This is a genomic window from Streptomyces sp. NPDC003300 (assembly GCF_040610915.1).
GTDB lineage: Bacteria > Actinomycetota > Actinomycetes > Streptomycetales > Streptomycetaceae > Actinacidiphila.
In genome coordinates, this window is record NZ_JBEXNE010000011.1 from 119,348 (window position 1) to 142,587 (window position 23,240).

A 23,240-nucleotide genomic window follows, 5' to 3' on the forward strand; every position below is an offset into this window, starting at 1 on the left:
AGCAGCATGGACGAGAGCCGCACGGGTGGCAGCCGCTTCACCCTCGACGACCGGCTGCCCGCCGACTACTTCACGACCTCACTGCGCGCCGACGTGCTCGGCGGGCTCACCACCGCGCCGCGCACCCTGCCGCCCAAGTGGTTCTACGACAAGCGCGGCAGCGACCTCTTCGAGCAGATCACGCGGCTGCCGGAGTACTACCCGACCCGCGCCGAGCAGGAGATCCTGACCCGCAGGGCCCCCGAGATCGCGCAGCTCACCCGGGCCGCGACCCTGATCGAGCTGGGCTCGGGCTCCTCCCGCAAGACGCGGCTGCTGCTCGACGCGCTGACCTCGGGCGGCACGCTGTCGCGCTACGCGCCGCTGGACGTCAGCGCGTCCGCGCTCGAAGAGGCCGGTGAGGCGATCGTCCGCGACTACCCGGGGCTGCGCGTCGCCGCGACCGTCGCCGACTTCGAGAGCGGTCTCGCGCTGTCCGACGAGCCGGGCCCGCGCCTGCTGGCCTTCCTCGGCAGCACCATCGGCAACTTCGACGCGGCCCAGCGCCGCGCCTTCTACCGGACGCTGTCCCTCTCCCTCACCAGCGACGACGTCCTGCTCCTCGGCGCCGACCTGGTCAAGGACCCGGACGTCCTGATCCGCGCCTACGACGACTCGCAGGGCATCACCGCCGAGTTCAACAAGAACGTCCTGCACGTGCTCAACCGCGAACTCGGCGCCGACTTCGACCCCGACGCCTTCGACCACGTCGCCCTGTGGAACACCGACCACGAGCGGATCGAGATGCACCTGCGCTCCCGTACCGCCCAGACCGTCAAGATCCCCGACCTCGACCTCACCACCGGCTTCACCCCCGGCGAGCACCTGCGCACCGAGATCTCCTGCAAATTCCGCCGCGACTCCCTCACGGCCGAACTCCACGAAGGCGGCTTCACCGTCCGCCACTGGTGGACCGACCCCCAGTCCCGCTTCGCCCTCCTCCTCGCCGTCCCCAACTGACCCCGCCCCGTCCCCCGGGGCAACGGCCGGCGGCCGGGGGCCCTCACGCCCCCCACGCGGCGCGCCCCCGGGGCCCCTTGAGGGGGCACCCGGGGGCGCGGCGGCGGCGAGGAGACGGTCAGCGGACGAACACGCCCGCCTTGTCGGCGAGATCCAGGAAGTACTGGGGGGCCAGACCCAGCACGATCGTGACGGCAACCCCTATGGCGATGGCGGTGGACGTCAGCGGGCTCGGCACCGCGACGGACGGACCGTCCGCCTTCGGCTCGCTGAAGAACATCAGCACGATCACGCGGATGTAGAAGAAGGCCGCGATGGCCGACGAGATGACACCGACGATGACCAGCGGCATCGCACCGCCCTGCGCCGCGGCCTTGAACACCGCGAACTTCCCCGCGAAACCGGACGTCAGCGGGATGCCCGCGAAGGCCAGCAGGAACACGGCGAAGACGGCCGCGACCAGCGGCGAGCGCCGCCCGAGACCGGCCCACCGCGACAGGTGCGTGGCCTCGCCGCCCGCGTCGCGCACCAGCGTGACGACGGCGAAGGCGCCGAGGGTCACGAAGGAGTACGCGGCGAGGTAGAACAGGACGGAGGAGACGCCCTCCTTGTCGGTGGCGATCACGCCCGCCAGGATGAACCCGGCGTGGGCGACCGAGGAGTAGGCCAGCAGCCGCTTCACATCGGTCTGGGTGACGGCGATGATCGCGCCCGCCAGCATCGTGAGGATGGCGACGCCCCACATGACGGGCCGCCAGTCCCAGCGCAGTCCGGGCAGGACGACGTACAGCAGCCGCAGCAGCGCGCCGAAGGCGGCGACCTTGGTGGCGGCGGCCATGAAACCGGTGACCGGGGTCGGCGCGCCCTGGTAGACGTCCGGGGTCCACATGTGGAACGGGACGGCGCCGACCTTGAAGAGCAGGCCGACCGCGACCATCGCGAAGCCGATCAGGAGCAGCGCGTCGTTGCCGGTGCTGTTGGCGAGCGCCGGGGTCATCGGGGCGGTGCCGTCGATGACCGAGGCGATGCCGCCGTAGGTGACCGTGCCCGAGTAGCCGTAGAGCAGGGCGATCCCGAAGAGCAGGAAGGCCGAGGAGAAGGCGCCGAGCAGGAAGTACTTGACGGCGGCTTCCTGCGACAGCAGGCGGTTGCGGCGGGCCAGCGCGCACAGGATGTACAGCGGCAGCGAGAAGACCTCGAGGGCGACGAAGAGCGTCAGCAGGTCGTTCGCCGCCGGGAAGACCAGCATGCCGCCGACCGCGAAGAGCAGCAGCGGGAAGACCTCGGTGGTGGTGAAACCGGCCTTGACCGCGGCCTTCTCCTGCTCGCCGCCGGGGACGGCGGAGCCCTGGGCCGCGAAGGAGTCGACGTTGTTGCCGTGCGCCTTCGGGTCCAGGCGCCGTTCGGCGAAGGTGAAGACGGCCACGATCGCCACCAGCAGGATCGTGCCCTGGAGGAAGAGCGCGGGACCGTCCACGGCGACCGCGCCCATCGCGGCGACATGCGCCTTCGTGGTGCCGTACCCCTTCTCGGCGAGCGCGACCACGGCGGCGAAGGCCGCCGCGAGACCGACCACGGCGAGGACGAGCTGCGCGGTGTAACGGGAGCGGCGCGGCAGGAACGCCTCGAGGAGGATGCCCACCATCGCCACGCCGAAGACGATCAGCACCGGCGAGAGCTGGGCGTACTCGATGTCCGGCTTCGGGATCTTGTCGGCGACCGGAGCGGCCGTCGTCCACAAGCTGTGGACGGCGCCCACACCTACGGCTCCCTTGTCTGCTGCGCTCACTTCTTCGCCTCCAGCGCGGGCTTGGGATCGGTCTTGTGCACGTCGGAGAGCGTGTGCTTGACCGACGGGTTGAGGATGTCGGTCACCGGTTTCGGGTACACGCCCAGGAAGAGCAGCAGCGCGATCAGCGGTGCCACGACGACCAGTTCACGTACCTTCAGGTCGGACATGCCCTCGATCCCGGCCTTGACCGGGCCGGTCATCGTGCGCTGGTAGAGCACCAGCACGTACAGCGCGGCGAGCACGATGCCCAGCGTGGCGATGATGCCGAGCACCGGGTAGCGGCTGAACGTGCCGACCAGTACGAGGAATTCGCTGACGAAGGGCGCCAGGCCCGGCAGCGACAAGGTGGCGAGGCCGCCGATCAGGAAGGTGCCCGCCAGTACCGGCGCCACCTTCTGCACACCGCCGAAGTCGGCGATGAGCCGCGAGCCGCGCCGGGTGATCAGGAAGCCCGCGACCAGCATCAGCGCGGCCGTCGAGATGCCGTGGTTGACCATGTACAGCGCGGCGCCGCTCTGCCCCTGGGTGGTCATCGCGAAGATGCCCAGGATGATGAAGCCGAAGTGCGAGATCGAGGCGTACGCGATCAGCCGCTTGATGTCCCGCTGGCCGACGGCGAGCAGCGCGCCGTAGATGATGCCGATCACGGCCAGGACCAGGATCACCGGGGTCGCCCACTTGGACGCCTCGGGGAAGAGCTGGAGGCAGTAGCGCAGCATCGCGAAGGTGCCGACCTTGTCGACGACCGCGGTGATCAGTACGGCGACCGGCGCGGTGGACTCGCCCATCGCGTTCGGCAGCCAGGTGTGCAGCGGCCACAGCGGCGCCTTCACCGCGAAGGCGAAGAAGAAGCCGAGGAACAGCCAGCGCTCGGTGGACGTCTCGATGTGCAGCTTCCCGGAACCGCGCGCGGCCAGGATCTCCTGGAGCGAGAAGGTGCCGGTGCCGAGCTGCTTGGCGGTGACCGCGTACAGGCCGATCACCGCGGCGAGCATGATCAGGCCGCCCGCCAGGTTGTACAGCAGGAACTTGACCGCCGCGTACGACCGCTGCCGTGCCGCCTCTTCCTCACCGGCCGCGTGCGCCCGGTCGCCGAAGCCGCCGATGAGGAAGTACATCGGGATGAGCATGGCTTCGAAGAAGATGTAGAAGAGGAAGACGTCGGTGGCCTCGAAGGAGAGCACCACCATGGCCTCGACCAGCAGGATCAGCGCGAAGAAGCCCTGCGTGGGACGCCACTTGAGGTGGGGGTTGCCCGCGGCGGAGCCGCTGGGAGCCGCGGTCTCCAGAGGCTCGGCGTCGTGCCAGCCGGCCAGCATCACGAAGGGGATCAGCAGCGCGGTCAGGGCGATCAGGGCGACGGCGATGCCGTCCACGCCGAGGTCGTAGCGGAGCCCGAAGTTCTTGATCCAGGCGTGCGACTCGGTGAGCTGATAGCGGTCGCCGCCCGGATCGAAGCGGACCAGCGCGGCGATGGCCAGACCGAGCGTGCCCAGCGAGAAGACCAGCGCCGTGTACTTGGCGGCGGTCCTCTTCGCCGCGGGCACGGCCGCGGTGACGACAGCGCCTACCGCGGGCAGCGCGGCGGTGACCGTGAGGAGGGGAAAGGACATGAGCTATCAGACCGCCCTCATGAGAAGAGTCGCGGCGACCAGCACCGCGGAGCCGCCGAGCATCGAGACGGCGTACGACCGTACGTAGCCGTTCTGGAGCTTGCGGAGGCGGCCGGAGAGGCCGCCGACCGAGGCGGCCGTGCCGTTGACGACGCCGTCGACCAGGGAGTGGTCGAGGTAGACCAGCGAGCGGGTGAGGTGCTCGCCGCCGCGGACGAGGACGACGTGGTTGAAGTCGTCCTGGAGCAGGTCGCGGCGGGCCGCCCGGGTCAGCAGCGAGCCGCGCGGCGCGACGGCGGGGACGGACCTGCGGCCGTACAGCATCCAGGCGATGCCGACGCCGATGACCAGCGCCACCATCGTGCCGCCGGTGACGGTGCCCGCGCTGATCGGCGAGTCGCCCTCGGCGTGCCCGGTGACCGGCTCCAGCCACTTCACGAAGGAGGAGTTGATGCTGAACAGGCCACCGGCCAGGACCGAGCCGAAGGCCAGGATGATCATCGGGATGGTCATCGACTTGGGCGACTCGTGCGGGTGCGGCTCGTGGCCCTCGGCGTCCGGCACCCAGCGCTTCTCGCCGAAGAAGGTCATCAGCATCACGCGCGTCATGTAGAAGGCGGTGATCGCGGCGCCCAGCAGGGCGCAGCAGCCGAGAATCCAGCCCTCGGCGCCGCCCTTGGCGAAGGCCGCCTCGATGATCTTGTCCTTGGAGAAGAAGCCGGACAGGCCGGGGAAGCCGATGATCGCCAGGTAGCCGAGACCGAAGGTGACGAAGGTGACCGGCATGTACGTGCGCAGGCCGCCGTAACGGCGCATGTCGACCTCGTCGTTCATGCCGTGCATGACCGAACCGGCGCCCAGGAACAGCCCGGCCTTGAAGAAGCCGTGCGTGACCAGGTGCATGATCGCGAAGACGTAGCCGATCGGGCCGAGCCCGGCCGCCATGATCATGTAGCCGATCTGCGACATCGTCGATCCGGCGAGCGCCTTCTTGATGTCGTCCTTCGCGCAACCGACGATCGCACCGAACAGCAGCGTGACCGCGCCGACGGTGACGACGGCGGTCTGCGCGTCGGGCGCCGCGTTGAAGATCGCGCCGGAGCGGGTGATCAGGTAGACGCCCGCGGTCACCATGGTCGCGGCGTGGATCAGGGCCGAGACCGGGGTCGGGCCCTCCATCGCGTCGCCGAGCCAGGACTGGAGCGGCACCTGGGCCGACTTGCCGCACGCGGCCAGCAGCAGCATGAAGCCGATGCCGGTGATCGTGGCGTGCTGCGTGGTCGAGGCGTCGGCGGCCCGCGGCAGGATGTCCGCGAAGGCGAACGAGCCGAAGGTGGTGAACATCAGCATGATGGCCACCGACAGGCCGATGTCGCCGACCCGGTTGACCAGGAACGCCTTCTTCGCCGCGGTCGCCGCGCTCGGCTTGTGCTGCCAGAAGCCGATCAGCAGGTACGAGGCGAGGCCGACGCCCTCCCAACCGGCGTACAGCAGGAAGTAGTTGTCGGCCAGCACCAGCAGCAGCATCGCCGCGAGGAACAGGTTGAGGTAGCCGAAGAAGCGGCGGCGGCGCTCGTCGTGCTCCATGTAGCCGATCGAGTAGATGTGGATCAGCGTGCCCACACCGGTGATCAGCAGCACGAACGTCATCGACAACTGGTCGAGCTGGAAGCCGACATCGGCGCGGAAACCGCCGACCGGCACCCAGGTGAACAGGTGCGAGTGCAGGCCACGCGCGTCGGCGTCCTTGCCCAGCATGTTGGCGAACAGCACCACGCCGAGCGCGAACGACGCCAGGGCGAGCAGCGTGCCGAGCAGGTGGCCGAAGCGGTCGAGCCGCCGGCCTCCGGTCAGCAGGATGCCCGCGCCCAGCAGCGGCGCCGCGACGAGCAGTCCGATCAGGTTCTCCACTGTCGCAGCCCCTCTACAGCTTCATGAGATTGGCGTCGTCGACCGAAGCCGAGTGGCGGGAGCGGAAGATCGACACGATGATCGCCAGGCCGACCACGACTTCCGCGGCGGCGACCACCATCGTGAAGAACGCGATCACCTGGCCGTCGAGGTTGCCGTGCAGCCGCGAGAAGGTGACGAACGCCAGGTTGCAGGCGTTCAGCATCAGCTCGATGCACATGAAGACCACGATCGCGTTGCGCCGGATCAGTACGCCCGCCGCGCCGATGGTGAACAGCAGCGCCGACAGGTACAGGTAGTTGGCCGGATTCACTTGGCACCCTCCTCGGCCCGGTCGGAAGCCCGGTCGGCCTCTCGTGCGGCTTCCCGGTCGGCCTCGCGTACGGTCTCGCGCTCGGCCCGTTCGGCCTTGCGCTCCACCGCCGTACGCTCCGGCTCGCGCTCCAGGTACTCCTCGGTGCGCTGGTCCAGCTCGGCGAGCCGGTGCAGGGCGTCGGCGGACACGTCACGGATCTGGCCGCGGGCCCGCAGCGTGGCGCTGACCGACAGCTCCGAGATGGAACCGTCGGGCAGCAGCGCGGGGATGTCCACCGCGTTGTGCCGGGCGTAGGTGCCGGGCGCGGGCAGCGGGGTGACCTGTACGCCGCCGCGCACGCGCGCCTCGGACAGCTCGCGCTGGGTGCGCCGCTCCTCGGTGCGCTCGCGGTGCGTGAGCACCATCGCGCCGATGGCCGCGGTGATCAGCAGCGCGCCGGTGATCTCGAAGGACCACACGTACTTGGTGAAGATCAGCCGGGCCAGACCGGGCACGTTGCCCGCGGAGTTGGCCTGGCCGACACCGGCGAAGGTGTCGAGCGAGGCGTTGCCGATCCCGGCGATCAGCAGGATGCCGAAGCCGAGACCGCAGGCCGCGGCCATCCAGCGCTGGCCCTTGAGCGTCTCCTTCAGCGAGTCGGCGGCGGTGATGCCGACCAGCATGACGACGAAGAGGAAGAGCATCATGATCGCGCCGGTGTAGACGACGATCTGCACGACGCCCAGGAAGTACGCGCCCTGCGCCAGGTAGAAGATCGCGAGCACGATCATCGTCCCGGCCAGCGACAGCGCGCTGTGCACGGACTTCTTCATCAGGACGGTGCCGAGCGCGCCGAGCACGGCGACCGTGCCCAGAATCCAGAACTGGACGGCCTCACCGGTGGAGGTCTGCGACGCGGCGGCGGCGAGCTGGGAGGCGGCGAGCTGGGAGGTCGCGGCGATCATGCCTCGTCCCCCGTTCCCGCGGGCGTGCCGCCGCCGGGGGCGGGCGCGACCGCGGCGCCCTCGGCGTCGGTCCTGGTGAAGCCCGTCTCGGGCGCGTCGGGCGCGTCCGCCGCGGTGGCGCCGTCGGTCCGCACCGTCTCGTCCGGCTTCTCGCCCTTGGAGACCGCGACCTGCCGTACGGTGCCGGGCGCGGCCTCGGTGACCGCGCCGCGGTAGTAGTCGCCCTCGTCCATGCCGGGGAAGATCGAGTGCGGCGAGTCGACCATGCCCTCCTCGAGCCCGGACAGGAGCTGTTCCTTGGTGAAGATCAGCGACTCGCGGGTCCGGTCGGCCAGTTCGTACTCGTTGGTCATCGTCAGCGCGCGCGTCGGGCACGCCTCGATGCACAGGCCGCACAGGATGCAGCGGGCGTAGTTGATCTGGTAGACGCGGCCGTAGCGCTCACCGGGTGAGTAGCGCTCCTCCTCGGTGTTGTCCGCGCCCTCCACGTAGATGGCGTCCGCCGGGCAGGCCCACGCGCACAGCTCGCAGCCGACGCACTTCTCCAGGCCGTCCGGGTGCCGGTTGAGCTGGTGGCGGCCGTGGAAACGCGGGGCGGTGGGCTTCTTGTACTCGGGGTACTGCTCGGTCAGCCGCTTCTTGAACATGGCCTTGAAGGTCACGCCGAAGCCTGCGACCGGGCCGAGGAACTCAGGCATCGCCGTCCTCCTTCTTCTCCTGCTCGGGGGCATCCTGGACGTCCGGTTCCGCCGCGCCGGACACGCCGGACGCGCTGGCGGCACCCACGAGTTGGGGCTGTGCCGCCCGGCTGGGGCGCCGCGGCACCCGCTCCGCCTCCTGACCCGGCAGCGGCGGTACGGGATAGCCGCCCGCCATCGGGTCGAAGCGGTCCGGTGGCGCGAGCGCGCCGCCGCCGCGGACGGCGGCCTTCTTCTCCTCGCGGTCCCTGAAGACGTCCGCGATGAGCGAGATCAGCAGCAGCGCGATCACCACACCGCCGATGTACAGGACGATCTTCGTGAAGTCGTAGTCCTCGTTGCGCATCGCGCGGACCGCGGCGACCAGCATCAGCCAGACCATGGAGACCGGGATGAGGACCTTCCAGCCCAGCTTCATGAACTGGTCGTAGCGGACCCGGGGCAGGGTGCCGCGCAGCCAGATGAAGAAGAACAGCAGCAACTGGACCTTGACGATGAACCAGAGCATCGGCCACCAGCCGTGGTTCGCGCCGATCCAGACCGTGCTGATCGGCCAGGGGGCGCGCCAGCCGCCGAGGAAGAGCGTCGTCGCGACCGCGGAGACCGTCACCATGTTCACGTACTCGGCGAGCATGAACAGCGCGAACTTGATCGAGCTGTACTCGGTGTTGAAGCCGCCGACCAGGTCGCCCTCGGACTCCGGCATGTCGAACGGCGCGCGGTTGGTCTCGCCGACCATCGCGATGATGTAGATGATCAGCGAGACGGGCAGCAGGATCGCGTACCAGCGGTCGTGCTGCGCCTCGACGATCGTCGACGTCGACATGGAGCCGGAGTAGAGGAAGACCGCCGCGAAGGACAGGCCCATCGCGATCTCGTACGAGATCATCTGCGCGGACGCGCGCAGGCCGCCGAGCAGCGGGTACGTCGATCCGGACGACCAGCCCGCCAGGACGATGCCGTAGATGCCGACCGACGCGGTGGCCAGGATGAACAGCAGGCCGATCGGGAGGTCGGTGAGCTGGAGCGCGGTGCGCTGGCCGAAGATCGACACCTCGTTGTCGGCCGGGCCGAAGGGGATCACCGCGAACGCCATGAAGGCCGGGATGGCCGCCACGACGGGCGCGAGGATGAACACCACCTTGTCGGCCCGCTTGACGACGATGTCCTCCTTCAGCATCAGCTTGATGCCGTCGGCGAGGGACTGGAGCATGCCCCAGGGGCCGTGCCGGTTCGGGCCGATGCGCAACTGCATCCACGCGACGACCTTGCGCTCCCACACGATGGCGACGAGCACGGTCAGCATCGCGAAGGCGAAGCAGAAGACCGCCTTGAGGATGATCAGCCACCAGATGTCGTTGCCGAACCAGGAGAGATTCTCCGTGGTGGCGGCGAGCTGGGTCAGTGGCGCGCTCATCGGGTGCCCTCCTCTTGCGTGACCGCGGCGGCGCTGCCGACGGAGACGACCTGGCCCGTACGGGCACCGGTGTCGGAGGCGACGCCGTTCCCCGCGGAGTTCAGCGGCAGCCACACCACCCGGTCGGGCATCGCGGTGACGACCAGCGGCAGCGTGACCGCGCCCGCGGGCCCGGTCACCGTCAGCGGGTCGCCGTCGGTGACACCGGCCTCGGCGGCGGTGGCGGCCGACAGCCGGGCGACGGCCGCGTGCCGGGTGCCGGCCAGCGCGTCGTCCCCGTCCTGGAGGCGGCCCTGGTCGAGCAGCAGCCGGTGTCCGGCCAGCAGCGCCTGGCCCGCCTCGGGGCGGGGCAGCGATCCGGCGGACTCCAGCGGCGAGCTGCCCCAGGGGCCGTCCCACCCGGCGAGCCGGTCGAGTTCGGAGCGCGCGCCCCGCACGTCGGCCAGGCCGAGCCGGACGTCGAGCGCGTCGGCCAGCATCGTCAGGACGCGGGCGTCCGGGAGCTGGTGCCGGTTGGTGGCCTGGTCGGGCTTGATGGCCGCGTCGAACATCCGGGCCCTGCCCTCCCAGTTGAGGAAGGTGCCGGTCTTCTCGGCGACCGCGGCGACCGGGAGGACGACGTCGGCGCGGTCGGTGACCTCGCTGGGCCGCTGCTCCAGGCTGACCAGGAAGCCGACCGCGTCCAGCGCCTCGCGGGCGCGGGCCGGGTCCGGCAGGTCCGCGACCTCGACGCCGCCGACGACCAGGGCCGCCAGCTCGCCCGCGGCGGCGGCCTCGACGATCTGGCCGGTGTCGCGGCCGAAGCGGTGCGGCAGCTCCGGCAGACCCCACACCGAGGCGACCTCGGCGCGGGCCCGCGGGTCGGTGACCGGACGGCCGCCGGGCAGCAGTCCGGGCAGCGCGCCCGCCTCGACGGCGCCGCGCTCACCGGCCCTGCGCGGAATCCACGCCAGCGCGGCGCCGGTGGCCGTGGCCAGCCGGACCACGGCGGTCAGCCCGCCGGGCACGGCGGCCAGCCGCTCGCCGACCAGGATGACGGCGCCCGCGGCGCGCAGCGCCTCGGCCGCGGCCTGCCCGGTCTCGTCCAGGCCGACACCGCCCGCGAGCGCGTCCAGCCACTCGGGTTCCGTGCCGGGGGCGGCGGGCAGCAGGACGCCGCCCGCCTTCTCCAGGCCGCGGGTGGCGTGCGTGGCCAGGGCGTACGTCTGCTGCTTGCGCTTGCGGTGCGCCTTGCGGAGCCGCAGGAAGACCCCGGGGGCCTCCTCCTCGGCCTCGAGTCCCGCCAGCAGTACGGCCGGTGCCTTCTCCAGCGCCGTGTACGTGATGCCGGTGCCCGACAGGTCGAGGCCGCGCCCGGCGACCGTGGCGGCCAGGAAGTCGGCCTCCTCGGCGGAGTGCGCGCGGGCCCTGAAGTCCACGTCGTTGGTGCCGAGCACGACGCGGGCGAACTTGGCGTACGCGTACGCGTCCTCGACGGTGACGCGTCCGCCGGGCAGCACCGCGGCGCGGCCGTGCGCCGCGCTGAGCCCGGCCGCGGCGGCGGCCAGCGCCTCGGGCCAGGACGCGGGGACGAGTTCGCCCTCGGCGTTGCGGACCAGGGGGTGGCTCAGCCGGTCGGGGCGCTGCGCGTAGCGGAAGCCGAAGCGGCCCTTGTCGCAGATCCACTCCTCGTTGACCTGCGGGTCGTCGGCCGCCAGCCGCCGCATGACCTTGCCGCGGCGGTGGTCGGTACGGGTCGCGCAGCCGCCCGCGCAGTGCTCGCACACAGACGGCGACGACACGAGGTCGAACGGCCGGGAGCGGAAGCGGTACGCGGCCGAGGTGAGCGCGCCGACCGGGCAGATCTGGATGGTGTTGCCGGAGAAGTACGACTCGAAGGGGTCGCCGACCCCGGTGCCGATCTGCTGGAGCGCGCCGCGTTCCAGCATCTCGATCATCGGGTCGCCCGCCACCTGGTTGCTGAACCGGGTGCAGCGCGCGCACAGCACGCACCGCTCGCGGTCCAGCAGCACCTGGGTGGAGATCGGCACCGGCTTCTCGTACGTCCGCTTCTTGCCCTCGAAGCGCGAGTCGGTGTCGCCGACCTGCATCGCCTGGTTCTGCAAGGGGCATTCGCCGCCCTTGTCGCAGACCGGGCAGTCCAGCGGGTGGTTGATCAGCAGCAGCTCCATCACGCCGCGCTGCGCCTTCTCGGCGACCGGCGACGAGAGCTGCGTCTTGACGACCATCCCGTCGGTACAGGTGATCGTGCAGGACGCGACCGGCTTGCGCTGGCCCTCGACCTCGACGATGCACTGGCGGCAGGCCCCGGCCGGGTCGAGCAGCGGGTGGTCGCAGAACCGGGGGATCTCGATGCCGAGCAGTTCCGCGGCCCGGATGACCAGCGTCCCCTTGGGGACGGACACCGCGATGCCGTCGATCTGCACGGAGATGAGATCTTCCGGCGGCACCGCCGCCTGACCCCCTCCGGAGGGTGCGTTGGTAGTGACGGTCACGCGTGGGCCTCCGTACGGGACTTGTCGGCCCAGGCGGTGGAGCGGGCCGGGTCGAAGGGGCAGCCCTTGCGCTCGATGTGCTCCTCGTACTCCGCGCGGAAGTGCTTCAGAGAGGAGAAGATCGGGGCGGCGGCGCCGTCGCCGAGCGCGCAGAAGGACTTGCCGTTGATGTTGTCGGCGATGTCGTTGAGCTTGTCCAGGTCCTCGGGCCGGCCCTTGCCCGCCTCGATGTCACGCAGCAACTGGACGAGCCAGTACGTGCCTTCGCGGCACGGCGTGCACTTTCCGCAGGACTCGTGGGCGTAGAACTCGGTCCAGCGGGTGACGGCCCGCACCACGCAGGTCGTCTCGTCGAAGCACTGGAGCGCCTTGGTGCCGAGCATCGATCCGGCGGCGCCGACGCCCTCGTAGTCCAGCGCGACGTCCAGGTGCTCGTCGGTGAACATCGGGGTCGAGGAGCCGCCGGGCGTCCAGAACTTGAGCCGGTGTCCCGGCCGCATGCCGCCGCCGAGGTCGAGGAGCTGCCGCAGCGTGATGCCGAGCGGCGCCTCGTACTGCCCGGGTTTGGCGACGTGCCCGGAGAGCGAGTACAGCGTGAAGCCGGGGGACTTCTCGCTGCCCATCGCCTTGAACCAGTCCTTGCCGCGCTGCATGATCGCGGGAACCGAGGCGATCGACTCCACGTTGTTCACCACGGTGGGACAGGCGTACAGGCCCTCCACGGCGGGGAAGGGCGGGCGGAGCCTGGGCTGGCCGCGACGGCCCTCCAGGGAGTCCAGCAGCGCCGTCTCCTCACCGCAGATGTACGCGCCCGCGCCGGCGTGGACGGTCAACTCCAGGTCGAATCCGCTGCCTTGGATGTCACGGCCGAGGTAACCGGCCGCGTACGCCTCGCGCACCGCCTCGTGCAGCCTGCGCAGCACGGGGACCGTCTCGCCGCGCAGGTAGATGAAGGCGTGGCTGGAGCGGATCGCGTAACACGCGATGATCATGCCCTCGATGAGGGAGTGCGGGTTCGCGAAGAGCAGCGGGATGTCCTTGCAGGTGCCCGGCTCCGACTCGTCCGCGTTGACCACGAGGTAGTGCGGCTTGCCGTCGCCCTGCGGGATGAACTGCCACTTCATGCCGGTCGGGAAGCCCGCGCCGCCACGGCCGCGCAGTCCCGAGTCCTTCACGTACGCGATCACGTCGTCCGGCGCCATCGCGAGCGCCTTGTCCAGGCCCTGGTAGCCGTCGTGCCTGCGGTAGGTGGCCAGGGTCCAGGACTCCGGCTCGTCCCAGAAGGCCGACAGCACGGGGGCGAGCAGCTTCTCCGCCGAGTCCACGGTCATCACTCGCCCTCCTCCTGCCTGGCGTTGTCGGCCACCGGGTCCGCGGCGTTGGCCGGGTCGGACTCGGCGGTCTTGTTGGGCGCGTCGTGCGAGCTGGCGTGCTGGGCGGGCGACGGGGTGTCCCGCGGCCCGGCCGGTGTGTCACGCGGCGAGTCGGCGCGCTGGGTGACGACCCGCGAGGGGGTCTCGCCCTTGTGCAGCCGCAGACCGGTGAGGGACGCGGGGCCCGCGCCGCCGCTGGCCTCGACCGCGCCGGGGCGCTCGTCGGGGAAACCGGCCAGGATGCGGGCGGTCTCCTTGTACGTGCACAGGGGCGCGCCGCGGGTCGGCCGGACCTCGCGTCCGGCGATCAGGTCGTCCACGAGCTGCTTGGCCGACTCCGGCGTCTGGTTGTCGAAGAACTCCCAGTTGATCATCACGACGGGCGCGAAGTCGCAGGCCGCGTTGCACTCGATGTGCTCCAGCGTGACCTTGCCGTCCTCGGTCGTCTCGTCGTTGCCGACGCCGAGGTGCTGCTTCAGCTCGTCGAAGATCGCGTCGCCGCCCATGACCGCGCACAGCGTGTTGGTGCACACGCCGACCTGGTAGTCGCCGGACGGCTTGCGCCGGTACATCGTGTAGAAGGTCGCCACCGCGGTGACCTCGGCGGTGGTCAGGTCGAGCACCTCGGCGCAGAACCGGATGCCGGTCCTGGTGACGTACCCCTCCTCGGACTGCACGAGGTGCAGCAGCGGCAGCAGGGCGCTGCGCGATCCGGGGTAGCGGGCGATCACTTCCTTGGCGTCGGCCTCCAGCCGGGCGCGCACATCGGCCGGGAAGTCCGGGGCGGGCATCTGCGGGATGCCCAGGGACACTCCCCCGGTGGCACCCATGGCCACGTCTGTCATCGGTCGACGCCTCCCATCACGGGGTCGATGGACGCCACCGCGACGATGACGTCGGCGACCTGGCCGCCCTCGCACATCGCCGCCATGGACTGGAGATTGGTGAAGGACGGGTCGCGGAAGTGCACCCGGAACGGGCGGGTGCCGCCGTCGCTGACCGCGTGCACCCCCAGCTCGCCCTTGGCCGACTCGATCGCCGCGTAGGACTGTCCTGCCGGGACCCGGAAGCCCTCGGTCACCAGCTTGAAGTGGTGGATCAGGGCCTCCATCGAGGTGCCCATGATCTTCTTGATGTGGTCGAGCGAGTTGCCGAGGCCGTCGGGGCCGAGCGCGAGCTGCGCGGGCCAGGCGATCTTCTTGTCCTCGACCATCACCGGGCCCGGCGCGAGCCGGTCGAGCACCTGCTCGACGATCCGCAGGCTCTGGTGCATCTCCTCCAGGCGGACCCGGAAGCGGCCGTAGGAGTCGCAGGTGTCGGCGGTCGGCACCTCGAAGTCGTAGTTCTCGTAACCGCAGTACGGGTCGGACTTGCGCAGGTCGTGCGGGAGTCCGGCGGCGCGCAGGATCGGTCCCGTGGCGCCGAGCGCCATGCACCCGGCGAGGTCCAGGTAACCGACGTCCACCATGCGGCCCTTGAAGATCGGGTTGCCGGTGGCGAGCTTGTCGTACTCGGGCAGATTCTTGCGGAATGTCTTCACGAACTCGCGGACGAGGTCGATCGCGCCGGGCGGCAGGTCCTGCGCGAGGCCGCCGACGCGGACGTACGCGTGGTTCATCCGCAGGCCGGTGATCAGCTCGAAGATGTCGAGGATGTACTCGCGGTCGCGGAACCCGTAGATCATGATCGTGGTCGCGCCCAGCTCCATGCCGCCGGTGGCGATGCAGACCAGGTGGGACGCGATCCGGTTGAGCTCCATCATGAGCACGCGGATGTCGGTGGCGCGCTGCGGCACCTGCTCGGTGATGCCGAGCAGCTTCTCGACGGCCAGGCAGTACGCCGTCTCGTTGAACAGCGGCGTCAGGTAGTCCATGCGCGTCACGAAGGTGGACCCCTGGGTCCACGTCCGGAACTCCATGTTCTTCTCGATGCCGGTGTGCAGGTAGCCGATGCCCGACCTGGCCTCGGTGACCGTCTCGCCGTCGATCTCCAGCATCAGCCGGAGCACACCGTGGGTGGACGGGTGCTGCGGGCCCATGTTGACGATGATGCGCTCGTCGTCGGCCTTGCTGACGGTCTCGGCCAGCTCGTCCCAGTCACCGCCGGTGACGGTGAAGACCCGGCCTTCGGTGGTCTCCCGCTCGTCGGCCTGCTGCGGGGCGTGGTGAGTACTCATTAGCTGTACGACCTCCGCTGGTCGGGAGCCGGGATCTGGGCACCCTTGTACTCGACGGGGATGCCGCCGAGCGGGTAGTCCTTGCGCTGCGGGTGACCGGGCCAGTCGTCCGGCATCATGATCCGGGTGAGCGCCGGGTGGCCGTCGAAGACGATGCCGAAGAAGTCGTACGTCTCGCGCTCGTGCCAGTCGTTGGTCGGGTAGACCGAGACCAGCGACGGGATGTGCGGGTCGGCGTCGGGGGCGCTGACCTCCAGCCGGATCAGCCGCGCGTGGGTGATCGAGCGCAGGTGGTAGACGGCGTGCAGCTCGCGGCCCTCGTCGCCGAGGTAGTGCACGCCGCTGACGCCGAGGCACAGCTCGAAGCGGAGCGCCGGGTCGTCGCGGAGCGTCCTGGCGACGGTGACCAGGTGTTCGCGGGCGATGTGGAAGGTCAGCTCGCCGCGGTCCACGACGGTCTTCTCGATCGCCTCGGCCGGGGGCAGGCCCTGCTCCTCCAACGCGCCTTCCAGCTCGTCGGCGATCTCGTCGAAGACGCCGTCGGGTCCGCCGTAGGGCCTGTTGCTCGCGCCGGGCAGCCGGACGGTACGGACCAGGCCGCCGTAACCGCTGGTGTCGCCGCCGTTGTTGGCACCGAACATGCCCTTGCGGACGCCGATGACCTCACCGGCGTCGGCGCGCTGTCCCGGCAGGTTCTCCGGGGTCTCGGGAGTGTTGCTGGTCACCGCAGCAGGCCCTTCATCTCGATCGTCGGGAGCGCCTTGCGGGCCGCTTCCTCCGCCTCGCGGGCCGCCTCTTCGCGGTTCACGCCGAGCTTGGAGTGCTGGATCTTCTCGTGCAGCTTGAGGATCGCGTCCAGCAGCATCTCGGGGCGCGGCGGGCAGCCGGGCAGGTAGATGTCGACCGGCACGACGTGGTCGACGCCCTGCACGATCGCGTAGTTGTTGAACATCCCGCCGCTGGAGGCGCAGACACCCATCGAGATGACCCACTTGGGGTTCGGCATCTGGTCGTAGACCTGGCGCAGCACCGGGGCCATCTTCTGGCTCACCCGGCCGGCCACGATCATCAGGTCGGCCTGGCGCGGCGAGCCGCGGAAGACCTCCATGCCGAACCTGGCCATGTCGTAGCGCCCGGCGCCCGCGGTCATCATCTCGATGGCGCAGCAGGCCAGGCCGAAGGTGGCCGGGAAGACCGACGCCTTACGTACCCAGCCCGCGGCGGTCTCCACGGTCGTGAGCAGGAATCCGCTCGGCAGTTTCTCTTCGATACCCATGCGTTGGCTCCTGGTCCCCTTCTGTCCCCTGGTCCCCTGGTCCTCTCGGCGTTCCCTAGTCCCACTCCAGGCCGCCGCGCCGCCACACGTACGCGTAGGCGACGAAGACGGTGAGCACGAAGAGGAGCATCTCCACCAGGCCGAACATCCCCAGCCGGTCGAAGGTGACGGCCCAGGGATAGAGGAAGACGATCTCGATGTCGAAGACGATGAAGAGCATCGCCGTCAGGTAGTACTTGATCGGGAAGCGTCCCCCGCCGACCGGCTGCGGGGTGGGCTCGATGCCGCACTCATACGCTTCCAGTTTGGCCCTGTTGTACCGTTTTGGCCCGATGATCGAGGCCATGAAAACGGAGAAGATCGCGAAGCCGGCCGCAAGGCCTCCCAGCACGAGGATGGGCGCGTAGGCATTCACCGTCCCCCGCTCCTTCCTTTTCAGTCGCCAGTGACTGCGTGGGTGTCCCCCCGCCGAGGTGGGCGGAGGAGCCGGCCCTTGCCCATGGTCCGCGTCACCGAAACGACGAAGATCGCTTCTATGTGAGGCAGTTCACAAGCCTGAGCCGCCTGCATCCTATGCCTGCCGGTCTGTGATCTGCGACACGGGGTACGCCAAGACCTTTGTGATCTCCACCACCTGACGAACGATCATGAAGTCGGATGAGCGGTGATCATGGTGCGGAACGGCCGCAAAGGATCACTTCACGTCACAAGCGGAAGCGTTGTCGCTGGTCAGAGCGGTGCGCGCATTATCAAGGCGCGCTCGGCAGAGGCAAATTGGCGCTGGACGACTCCACGTGATAGCGCGCGGCGGTCGAGCGGCGACGGCCCCGGAGCCCGGCATTCACACGTGATTCACCCGCGTGAAAGCGCGCACGAGCGCATAGGTGACCGCTTATCCGAAACCGGGCGAAAGTGCTCGCGCACCAAGATCACAAACGGGGCATTTGAGCCGTGAGCACGTCAACTGTGTCGCATCCCACCTTTGTTGAACGGAACCAAGCATTCCTGATAGCCAGGACCGCATGTCCCCGAACCAGATACGGACCTCCGCGTCCGACCGGACCTCCGCGTCCGGCTCGCATCCGACCGAATCGCATACCGGCCGCCGACGGCACGCCGCCCCCGGCCGCCCCAACTGGGTACGCAGGGCAGGACTCGTCGGCGGCGTCGTCAGCGCGATCGCTCTCGGCGGCTCCGCCGCCCCGGCCCTGGCCGACAACACCGACTCCACCCCCGCGCACGGCACTCCGGCCCTCACGCCGTCCGATCTCGCGAACGCCGCCGAGGCGGCCGCCCAGGCGTCCACGCTGACCACCGAGGTGACCGCGGCGCAGGCCGCGCAGGCGATCGACCAGGCCGCCATCGCGATGCAGCTCCAGGCCGCCAAGGACGCCTCCGTGGCCGAGGCCGCCAAGGAGGCCGCCGCCACGAAGAAGAGCGCCGACGCCAAGGCCGCCGCGAAGGCGAAGGCCGAGGCCGAGGCGAAGGCCGCCGAGGCCGCCAAGGAGCGCGCCGCCACCCAGGCCGCCTCCCGCTCGGCCGAGCGCACCGCGCTGGCCACACCGACCGCGTCGGCCAACTCGTCCGATTCTTCTGATTCTTCTGGTTCGTCCGGTTCATCCGACTCCGGTACGACCACCTCGACGGCCAGCCCGTCCGCCACCACGGCGACCGGCAGCGTCGCGAAGCTGATCAGCTTCCTGAAGTCGCAGATCGGCAAGCCGTACGTGTACGGCGCCGCCGGTCCCGACTCGTACGACTGCTCCGGCCTCACCCAGGTCGCCTACGCCACCGTCGGCGTCGACCTGCCGCGCACCTCCCAGGAGCAGTCCAACGTCGGCACCCCCGTCTCGGTCAGCAATGTGCAGGCCGGCGACATCATCTTCTGGGGCGGCCAGGGCAGCGCCTACCACGTCGGCGTCTACATCGGCGACGGCCAGTACCTGGACGCGGCCAACCCCTCGACCCCCGTGGCCATTCACCAGATGGCCGACTACATGCCGGACTGGGCGGTTCGGGTCCTCTGACCCGTTTCCCCCTTTTCATACGCTTGGCACCATAAGACCGCCGTGACCCCCTCACCGGGACGTCACGGCGGTCCGCTGCCCGTTGTGCGCCGATGCGCGGGCGGGGAAGGGTCGGGGGTATGACCGACGCAGACACCCGCACGCCGGACGGTCGGACGTACCGGCGGGCGGGTCAGGACGCGGAGAGCGTCACGCGCTCGGCGTGATCTTGGTCAGGCCGTTGATCACGCGGTCCATCGCGTCACCGCCGGTCGGGTCGGTGAGGTTGGCGAGCAGCTTGAGGCAGAAGCGCATCAGCATCGGGTGGGTGAGACCGCGCTGCGTGGCGATCTGGAGCACCTTCGGGTTGCCGATGAGCTTCACGAAGGCGCGGCCCAGCGTGTAGTAACCGCCGTAGGTGTCCTGGAGGATGCGCGGGTAGTTCTGCAGGGCCAGCTCGCGCTGGGCGGAGGTGGCGCGGGCGTGCGCCTGGGTGATGACGTCGGCGGCGATCTGGCCGGACTCCATCGCGTAGGCGATGCCCTCGCCGTTGAACGGGTTGACCAGGCCGCCCGCGTCGCCCACCAGGACCAGGCCCTTGGTGTAGTGCGGCTTGCGGTTGAAGGCCATCGGGAGCGCGGCGCCGCGGATCGGCTGCGTCATGTTGTCCGGGGTGTAGCCCCACTCCTCCGGCATCGAGGCGCACCACGCCTTGAGCACCTCGCGCCAGTCCAGCTCGCGGTACGCGGAGGAGGAGTTGAGGATGCCGAGACCGACGTTCGACGTGCCGTCACCGAGGCCGAACACCCAGCCGTAACCGGGCAGTTGCCGGTCCTGCGGACCGCGCCGGTCCCACAGTTCGAGCCACGACTCCAGGTAGTCGTCCTCGTGCCGCGGCGAGGTGAAGTACGTGCGGACCGCGACGCCCATCGGCCGGTCCTCGCGGCGGTGCAGGCCCATCGCCAGGGACAGCCGGGTGGAGTTGCCGTCGGCGGCGACCACCAGCGGCGCGTGGAAGGTCACCGGCCGCTTCTCCTCGCCGAGTTTGGCCTCGACGCCGGTGATCCGCCCGGTGCGCGCGTCGGTGATCGGGGCGCCGACGTTGCACCGCTCGTACAGCGTCGCGCCCGCCTTCACCGCCTGCTGGGCGAGGATGTCGTCGAAGTCGTCGCGCTTGCGGACCAGTCCGTAGTTCGGGTACGCGGCCAGCTCGGGCCAGTCCATCTGGAGACGCACGCCGCCGCTGATGATGCGCAGGCCCTTGTTGCGCAGCCAGCCCGCCTCCTGCGAGATGTCGATTCCCATCGACACGAGCTGCTTGGTGGCGCGCGGTGTCAGGCCGTCGCCGCACACCTTCTCGCGCGGGAACGCGGTCTTCTCCAGCAGCAGGACGTTCAGTCCCGACTTGGCCAGGTAGTACGCGGTCGTCGAACCGGCGGGCCCGGCGCCGACGACGATCACATCGGCGCTGCGCTCGGACAGGGCGGTGTCGGTCACGGTGGGCTCTCCCGTTTCGGCGAGTGTCGGTGTCGGCGACGGTCGTTATCGGCCGGGCGCTGCTCGGCCGAGAGCTGCCCGGCCGGTACCGAGTCTATGAGGCCCGGCGACGGGACACAGCGGGGCCCGCCTGAACCGCGGTTCGCGGCAGCGCGGCGCGTTGACGCGAGCGCGCGGTCCTACGCGGAGGGAGCCGTCGACGGAGCCGTCGCCCGGTGCAGGGCGACGATGCCCCCGGTGAGATTGCGCCAGGCCACCGCGTTCCAACCGGCCTCCTGGAGCCGGGTGGCGAGCCCCTTCTGGTCGGGCCAGGCGCGGATGGACTCGGCGAGGTAGACGTACGCGTCGGGATTGCTGCTGACGGCCGTCGCGACCGGCGGCAGCGCCCGCATCAGGTACTCGGTGTAGACGGTCCTGAACGGCCGGTACGTGGGGTGGCTGAACTCACAGATGACCAGCCGTCCCCCGGGCTTGGCCACCCGCCGCATCTCGCGCAGCGCGGCGGCGGTGTCGTGGACGTTGCGCAGCGCGAAGGAGATGGTGACCGCGTCGAAGACGCCGTCCGCGAACGGCAGCCGGGTCGCGTCCCCCGCCGTCAGCGCCAGCTCCGGGTGCCGCTTCTTGCCCTCGCGCAGCATCCCGATCGAGAAGTCGCACGGCACGACGTCCGCTCCCGCGGCGGCGAAGCGCAGCGAGGACGTGCCCGTCCCCGCCCCCAGGTCCAGCACCCGCTCGCCCGGTCCCACCTCCAGGGCCTGCGCGACGGCCTTCCGCCACAGCCGCGTCTGGCCGAGCGACAGCACGTCGTTCGTCACGTCGTACTTGGCCGCCACGTCATCGAACATGGCGGCGACTTCGTGCGGTTGCTTGTCCAGCGATGCTCGCGTCACGCCCCCACCCTATTCGCATCGCGCGCCGCCAAGGCCGCTGCCCCGTCGGGGGACCTACGCGCGGCGGTGGACGAGGCGGCCCGCCAGGACGGTGGCGACGCAGGAGCCGTCGGTGGCGAGGACGGCGAGGTCGGCCCGGCCGCCGGGGGCGAGGCCGGGCGAGGTGGTGCCGGGCCAGAGCCGGAGCAGGCCGGTGCGGTCGACGGCGGAGCGGACGGCGGCGTCGGTGAGGTCGTCCACCACCCCGGTCACGCCCCGGGAGAGGAGCTCGTGGATGCCGCGCCGCACCGACTCGGCACGGTCGTGCGGCCGGTCGGGGTCCTGCGGGTCCTCGTGGTAGGTCTCTTCGAGGAAGACGCGCACGCCGTCGGCGACGAGTCCGGGGCCGATGGTGCCGCGCCAGCGCCGTACCCGGGCGTCCGGGTGCGCGGCGGCGACCTCGTCCATCGGCCCGACGGCGACGACCCGGCCGCCGTCGACGAGGACGGCGCCGTCCGGGACGGCCTCGCCGCCCGCGGTGAGCCGGAGCAGCGGGGCGACGTGAAGGGTCAGCATGGGTCCATGATCCAGCACGCCGGGCCTCCGGGGGCAGTCCGCCCCCGGTCGCCTCAGCGCGAGGCGTCCAGCAGCTTCAGCTCCGGGTGCGCCGTACCGCCCTCGATCGCCGTGGACGACAGGTGCGAGACGACGTGGTCGTTGACCGGGTCGTTCGCCGGGTCGTCGTGGATGACCAGGTGCTCGTACGTGGTGGCGCGCTGCGCCGGGACGCGGCCCGCGGACCGGATGAGGTGGATCAGCTCCATCCGGTTGGAGCGGTGCTTGGCGCCGGCCGACGACACCACGTTCTCCTCCAGCATCACCGAGCCGAGGTCGTCGGCGCCGTAGTGCAGCGAGAGCTGGCCGACCTCCTTGCCGGTGGTGAGCCAGGACCCCTGGATGTGCGCCACGTTGTCGAGGAAGAGCCGCGCGATGGCGATCATCCGCAGGTACTCGAAGAGGGTCGCCTGCGTCTGCCCCTTCAGGTGGTTGTTCTCCGGCTGATAGGTGTACGGGATGAAGGCCCGGAAGCCGCCGGTACGGTCCTGCACGTCGCGGATCATCCGCAGGTGCTCGATCCGCTCGGCGTTGGTCTCACCGGTGCCCATCAGCATGGTGGAGGTGGACTCGACGCCCAGGTTGTGGGCGGTCTCCATGATCTCCAGCCAGCGCTCGCCGGACTCCTTCAGCGGCGCGATGGCCTTGCGCGGCCGGGCGGGCAGCAGCTCGGCCCCGGCGCCCGCGAAGGAGTCCAGGCCCGCCGCGTGGATCCGGCGGATCGCCTCCTCGGCGCTGACCCCGGAGATCCTCGCCATGTGCTCGACCTCGGACGCGCCGAGGGAGTGGATGACGAGCTGCGGGTACGCGGCCTTGATCGCGGAGAAGTGCTCCTCGTAGTACTCGACCCCGTAGTCCGGGTGGTGGCCGCCCTGGAACATGATCTGGGTGCCGCCCAGCTCCACGGTCTCCGCGCAGCGCCGCAGGATGTCGTCGAGCCCGCGCGACCAGCCCTTGTCGGTGTCCTTGGGGGCCGCGTAGAAGGCGCAGAACTTGCACGCCGTCACGCAGACGTTCGTGTAGTTGATGTTCCGCTCGATGATGTACGTCGCGATGTGCTCGGTGCCCGCGTACCGGCGGCGGCGTACGGCGTCGGCGGCCGAGCCCAGCGCGTGCAGGGGCGCCGAGCGGTAGAGGTCCAGCGCCTCCTCCGGCGTGATCCGGCCACCGGCGGCGGCACGGTCGAGGACGGCTGCGGTATCGCTCACCGGGAGGTCCTTTCGGAGGAGTGCGGACGTGGAGT

The 23,240-nt window shown here is 70.3% G+C and carries 20 protein-coding genes; 2 read left to right on the forward strand and 18 right to left on the reverse strand.

Annotation, left to right across the window (positions count from 1 at the left end; genetic code table 11):
* Positions 1-6 precede the first annotated feature (6 nt).
* Complete coding sequence (egtD, locus tag ABZX65_RS18370) at positions 7-999, forward strand: L-histidine N(alpha)-methyltransferase (protein WP_355340722.1); 993 nt, start codon at positions 7-9, stop codon at positions 997-999.
* 118 nt (positions 1,000-1,117) lie between these two features.
* Here egtD and nuoN read toward each other — a convergent pair whose 3' ends face one another.
* Genes nuoN through ABZX65_RS18440 form a run of 14 tightly spaced genes read right to left on the reverse strand, consistent with a single transcriptional unit; the run spans position 1,118 to position 17,425 of the window.
* A complete protein-coding gene (nuoN, locus tag ABZX65_RS18375; protein ID WP_355340423.1) occupies positions 1,118-2,788 on the reverse strand; it encodes an NADH-quinone oxidoreductase subunit NuoN in 1,671 nt (556 codons plus the stop codon).
* The gene (locus tag ABZX65_RS18380) at positions 2,785-4,404 is read right to left on the reverse strand and encodes an NADH-quinone oxidoreductase subunit M (RefSeq protein ID WP_355340426.1); all 1,620 of its coding nucleotides are present in this window, start codon (positions 4,402-4,404) and stop codon (positions 2,785-2,787) included. Before ABZX65_RS18380 ends, nuoN begins: the two co-directional genes overlap by 4 nt.
* 6 nt (positions 4,405-4,410) lie before the next feature.
* On the reverse strand, positions 4,411-6,315 hold the full coding sequence (gene nuoL / locus ABZX65_RS18385; RefSeq protein ID WP_355340429.1) for an NADH-quinone oxidoreductase subunit L: 1,905 nt from the start codon (positions 6,313-6,315) through the stop codon (positions 4,411-4,413).
* Between the two features lie 13 nt (positions 6,316-6,328).
* The gene (gene nuoK, locus ABZX65_RS18390; RefSeq protein ID WP_355340432.1) at positions 6,329-6,628 is read right to left on the reverse strand and encodes an NADH-quinone oxidoreductase subunit NuoK; all 300 of its coding nucleotides are present in this window, start codon (positions 6,626-6,628) and stop codon (positions 6,329-6,331) included.
* A complete protein-coding gene (locus ABZX65_RS18395) occupies positions 6,625-7,575 on the reverse strand; it encodes an NADH-quinone oxidoreductase subunit J (protein ID WP_355340435.1) in 951 nt (316 codons plus the stop codon). Before ABZX65_RS18395 ends, nuoK begins: the two co-directional genes overlap by 4 nt.
* A complete protein-coding gene (gene nuoI, locus ABZX65_RS18400) occupies positions 7,572-8,273 on the reverse strand; it encodes an NADH-quinone oxidoreductase subunit NuoI (protein WP_355340438.1) in 702 nt (233 codons plus the stop codon). The genes ABZX65_RS18395 and nuoI overlap by 4 nt, the downstream gene beginning before the upstream one ends.
* Complete coding sequence (nuoH, locus tag ABZX65_RS18405) at positions 8,266-9,690, reverse strand: NADH-quinone oxidoreductase subunit NuoH (protein ID WP_355340441.1); 1,425 nt, start codon at positions 9,688-9,690, stop codon at positions 8,266-8,268. Before nuoH ends, nuoI begins: the two co-directional genes overlap by 8 nt.
* Positions 9,687-12,185 (reverse strand): NADH-quinone oxidoreductase subunit G, encoded by a 2,499-nt coding sequence (locus tag ABZX65_RS18410; RefSeq protein WP_355340444.1) that lies wholly within the window; start codon positions 12,183-12,185, stop codon positions 9,687-9,689. The genes nuoH and ABZX65_RS18410 overlap by 4 nt, the downstream gene beginning before the upstream one ends.
* On the reverse strand, positions 12,182-13,516 hold the full coding sequence (nuoF, locus tag ABZX65_RS18415) for an NADH-quinone oxidoreductase subunit NuoF (protein ID WP_355340447.1): 1,335 nt from the start codon (positions 13,514-13,516) through the stop codon (positions 12,182-12,184). Before nuoF ends, ABZX65_RS18410 begins: the two co-directional genes overlap by 4 nt.
* Positions 13,516-14,403 (reverse strand): NADH-quinone oxidoreductase subunit NuoE, encoded by an 888-nt coding sequence (gene nuoE, locus ABZX65_RS18420; protein ID WP_355340450.1) that lies wholly within the window; start codon positions 14,401-14,403, stop codon positions 13,516-13,518. Before nuoE ends, nuoF begins: the two co-directional genes overlap by 1 nt.
* Positions 14,400-15,734 carry an NADH-quinone oxidoreductase subunit D gene (locus tag ABZX65_RS18425; RefSeq protein WP_355340453.1) on the reverse strand — a complete coding sequence of 445 codons (1,335 nt, stop codon included), beginning with the start codon at positions 15,732-15,734 and terminating at the stop codon, positions 14,400-14,402. The genes nuoE and ABZX65_RS18425 overlap by 4 nt, the downstream gene beginning before the upstream one ends.
* Complete coding sequence (locus ABZX65_RS18430; RefSeq protein WP_355340456.1) at positions 15,734-16,459, reverse strand: NADH-quinone oxidoreductase subunit C; 726 nt, start codon at positions 16,457-16,459, stop codon at positions 15,734-15,736. The genes ABZX65_RS18425 and ABZX65_RS18430 overlap by 1 nt, the downstream gene beginning before the upstream one ends.
* Positions 16,456-17,010 (reverse strand): NADH-quinone oxidoreductase subunit B family protein, encoded by a 555-nt coding sequence (locus ABZX65_RS18435; protein ID WP_355340459.1) that lies wholly within the window; start codon positions 17,008-17,010, stop codon positions 16,456-16,458. The genes ABZX65_RS18430 and ABZX65_RS18435 overlap by 4 nt, the downstream gene beginning before the upstream one ends.
* 55 nt (positions 17,011-17,065) lie before the next feature.
* Positions 17,066-17,425 (reverse strand): NADH-quinone oxidoreductase subunit A, encoded by a 360-nt coding sequence (locus tag ABZX65_RS18440; protein WP_355340462.1) that lies wholly within the window; start codon positions 17,423-17,425, stop codon positions 17,066-17,068.
* 607 nt (positions 17,426-18,032) lie between these two features.
* Between ABZX65_RS18440 and ABZX65_RS18445 the strand changes: the two genes are divergently transcribed.
* Positions 18,033-19,037, forward strand: coding sequence for a C40 family peptidase (locus ABZX65_RS18445; RefSeq protein ID WP_355340465.1), 1,005 nt, complete (start codon positions 18,033-18,035; stop codon positions 19,035-19,037).
* 189 nt (positions 19,038-19,226) lie between these two features.
* Here the strand turns inward: ABZX65_RS18445 and ABZX65_RS18450 are convergent, their stop codons facing one another.
* From ABZX65_RS18450 to mqnC, 4 genes are all read right to left on the reverse strand, one after another.
* Positions 19,227-20,513 (reverse strand): geranylgeranyl reductase family protein, encoded by a 1,287-nt coding sequence (locus tag ABZX65_RS18450; protein WP_355340468.1) that lies wholly within the window; start codon positions 20,511-20,513, stop codon positions 19,227-19,229.
* A gap of 179 nt (positions 20,514-20,692) precedes the next feature.
* Positions 20,693-21,403, reverse strand: coding sequence for a demethylmenaquinone methyltransferase (locus ABZX65_RS18455; RefSeq protein WP_355340471.1), 711 nt, complete (start codon positions 21,401-21,403; stop codon positions 20,693-20,695).
* A 54-nt stretch (positions 21,404-21,457) separates the two neighbouring features.
* Positions 21,458-21,958, reverse strand: a complete 501-nt coding sequence (locus ABZX65_RS18460) for a hypothetical protein (RefSeq protein WP_355340474.1) — start codon at positions 21,956-21,958, stop codon at positions 21,458-21,460.
* Between the two features lie 53 nt (positions 21,959-22,011).
* A complete protein-coding gene (gene mqnC, locus ABZX65_RS18465) occupies positions 22,012-23,205 on the reverse strand; it encodes a cyclic dehypoxanthinyl futalosine synthase (RefSeq protein ID WP_355340477.1) in 1,194 nt (397 codons plus the stop codon).
* Positions 23,206-23,240: the final 35 nt, after the last annotated feature.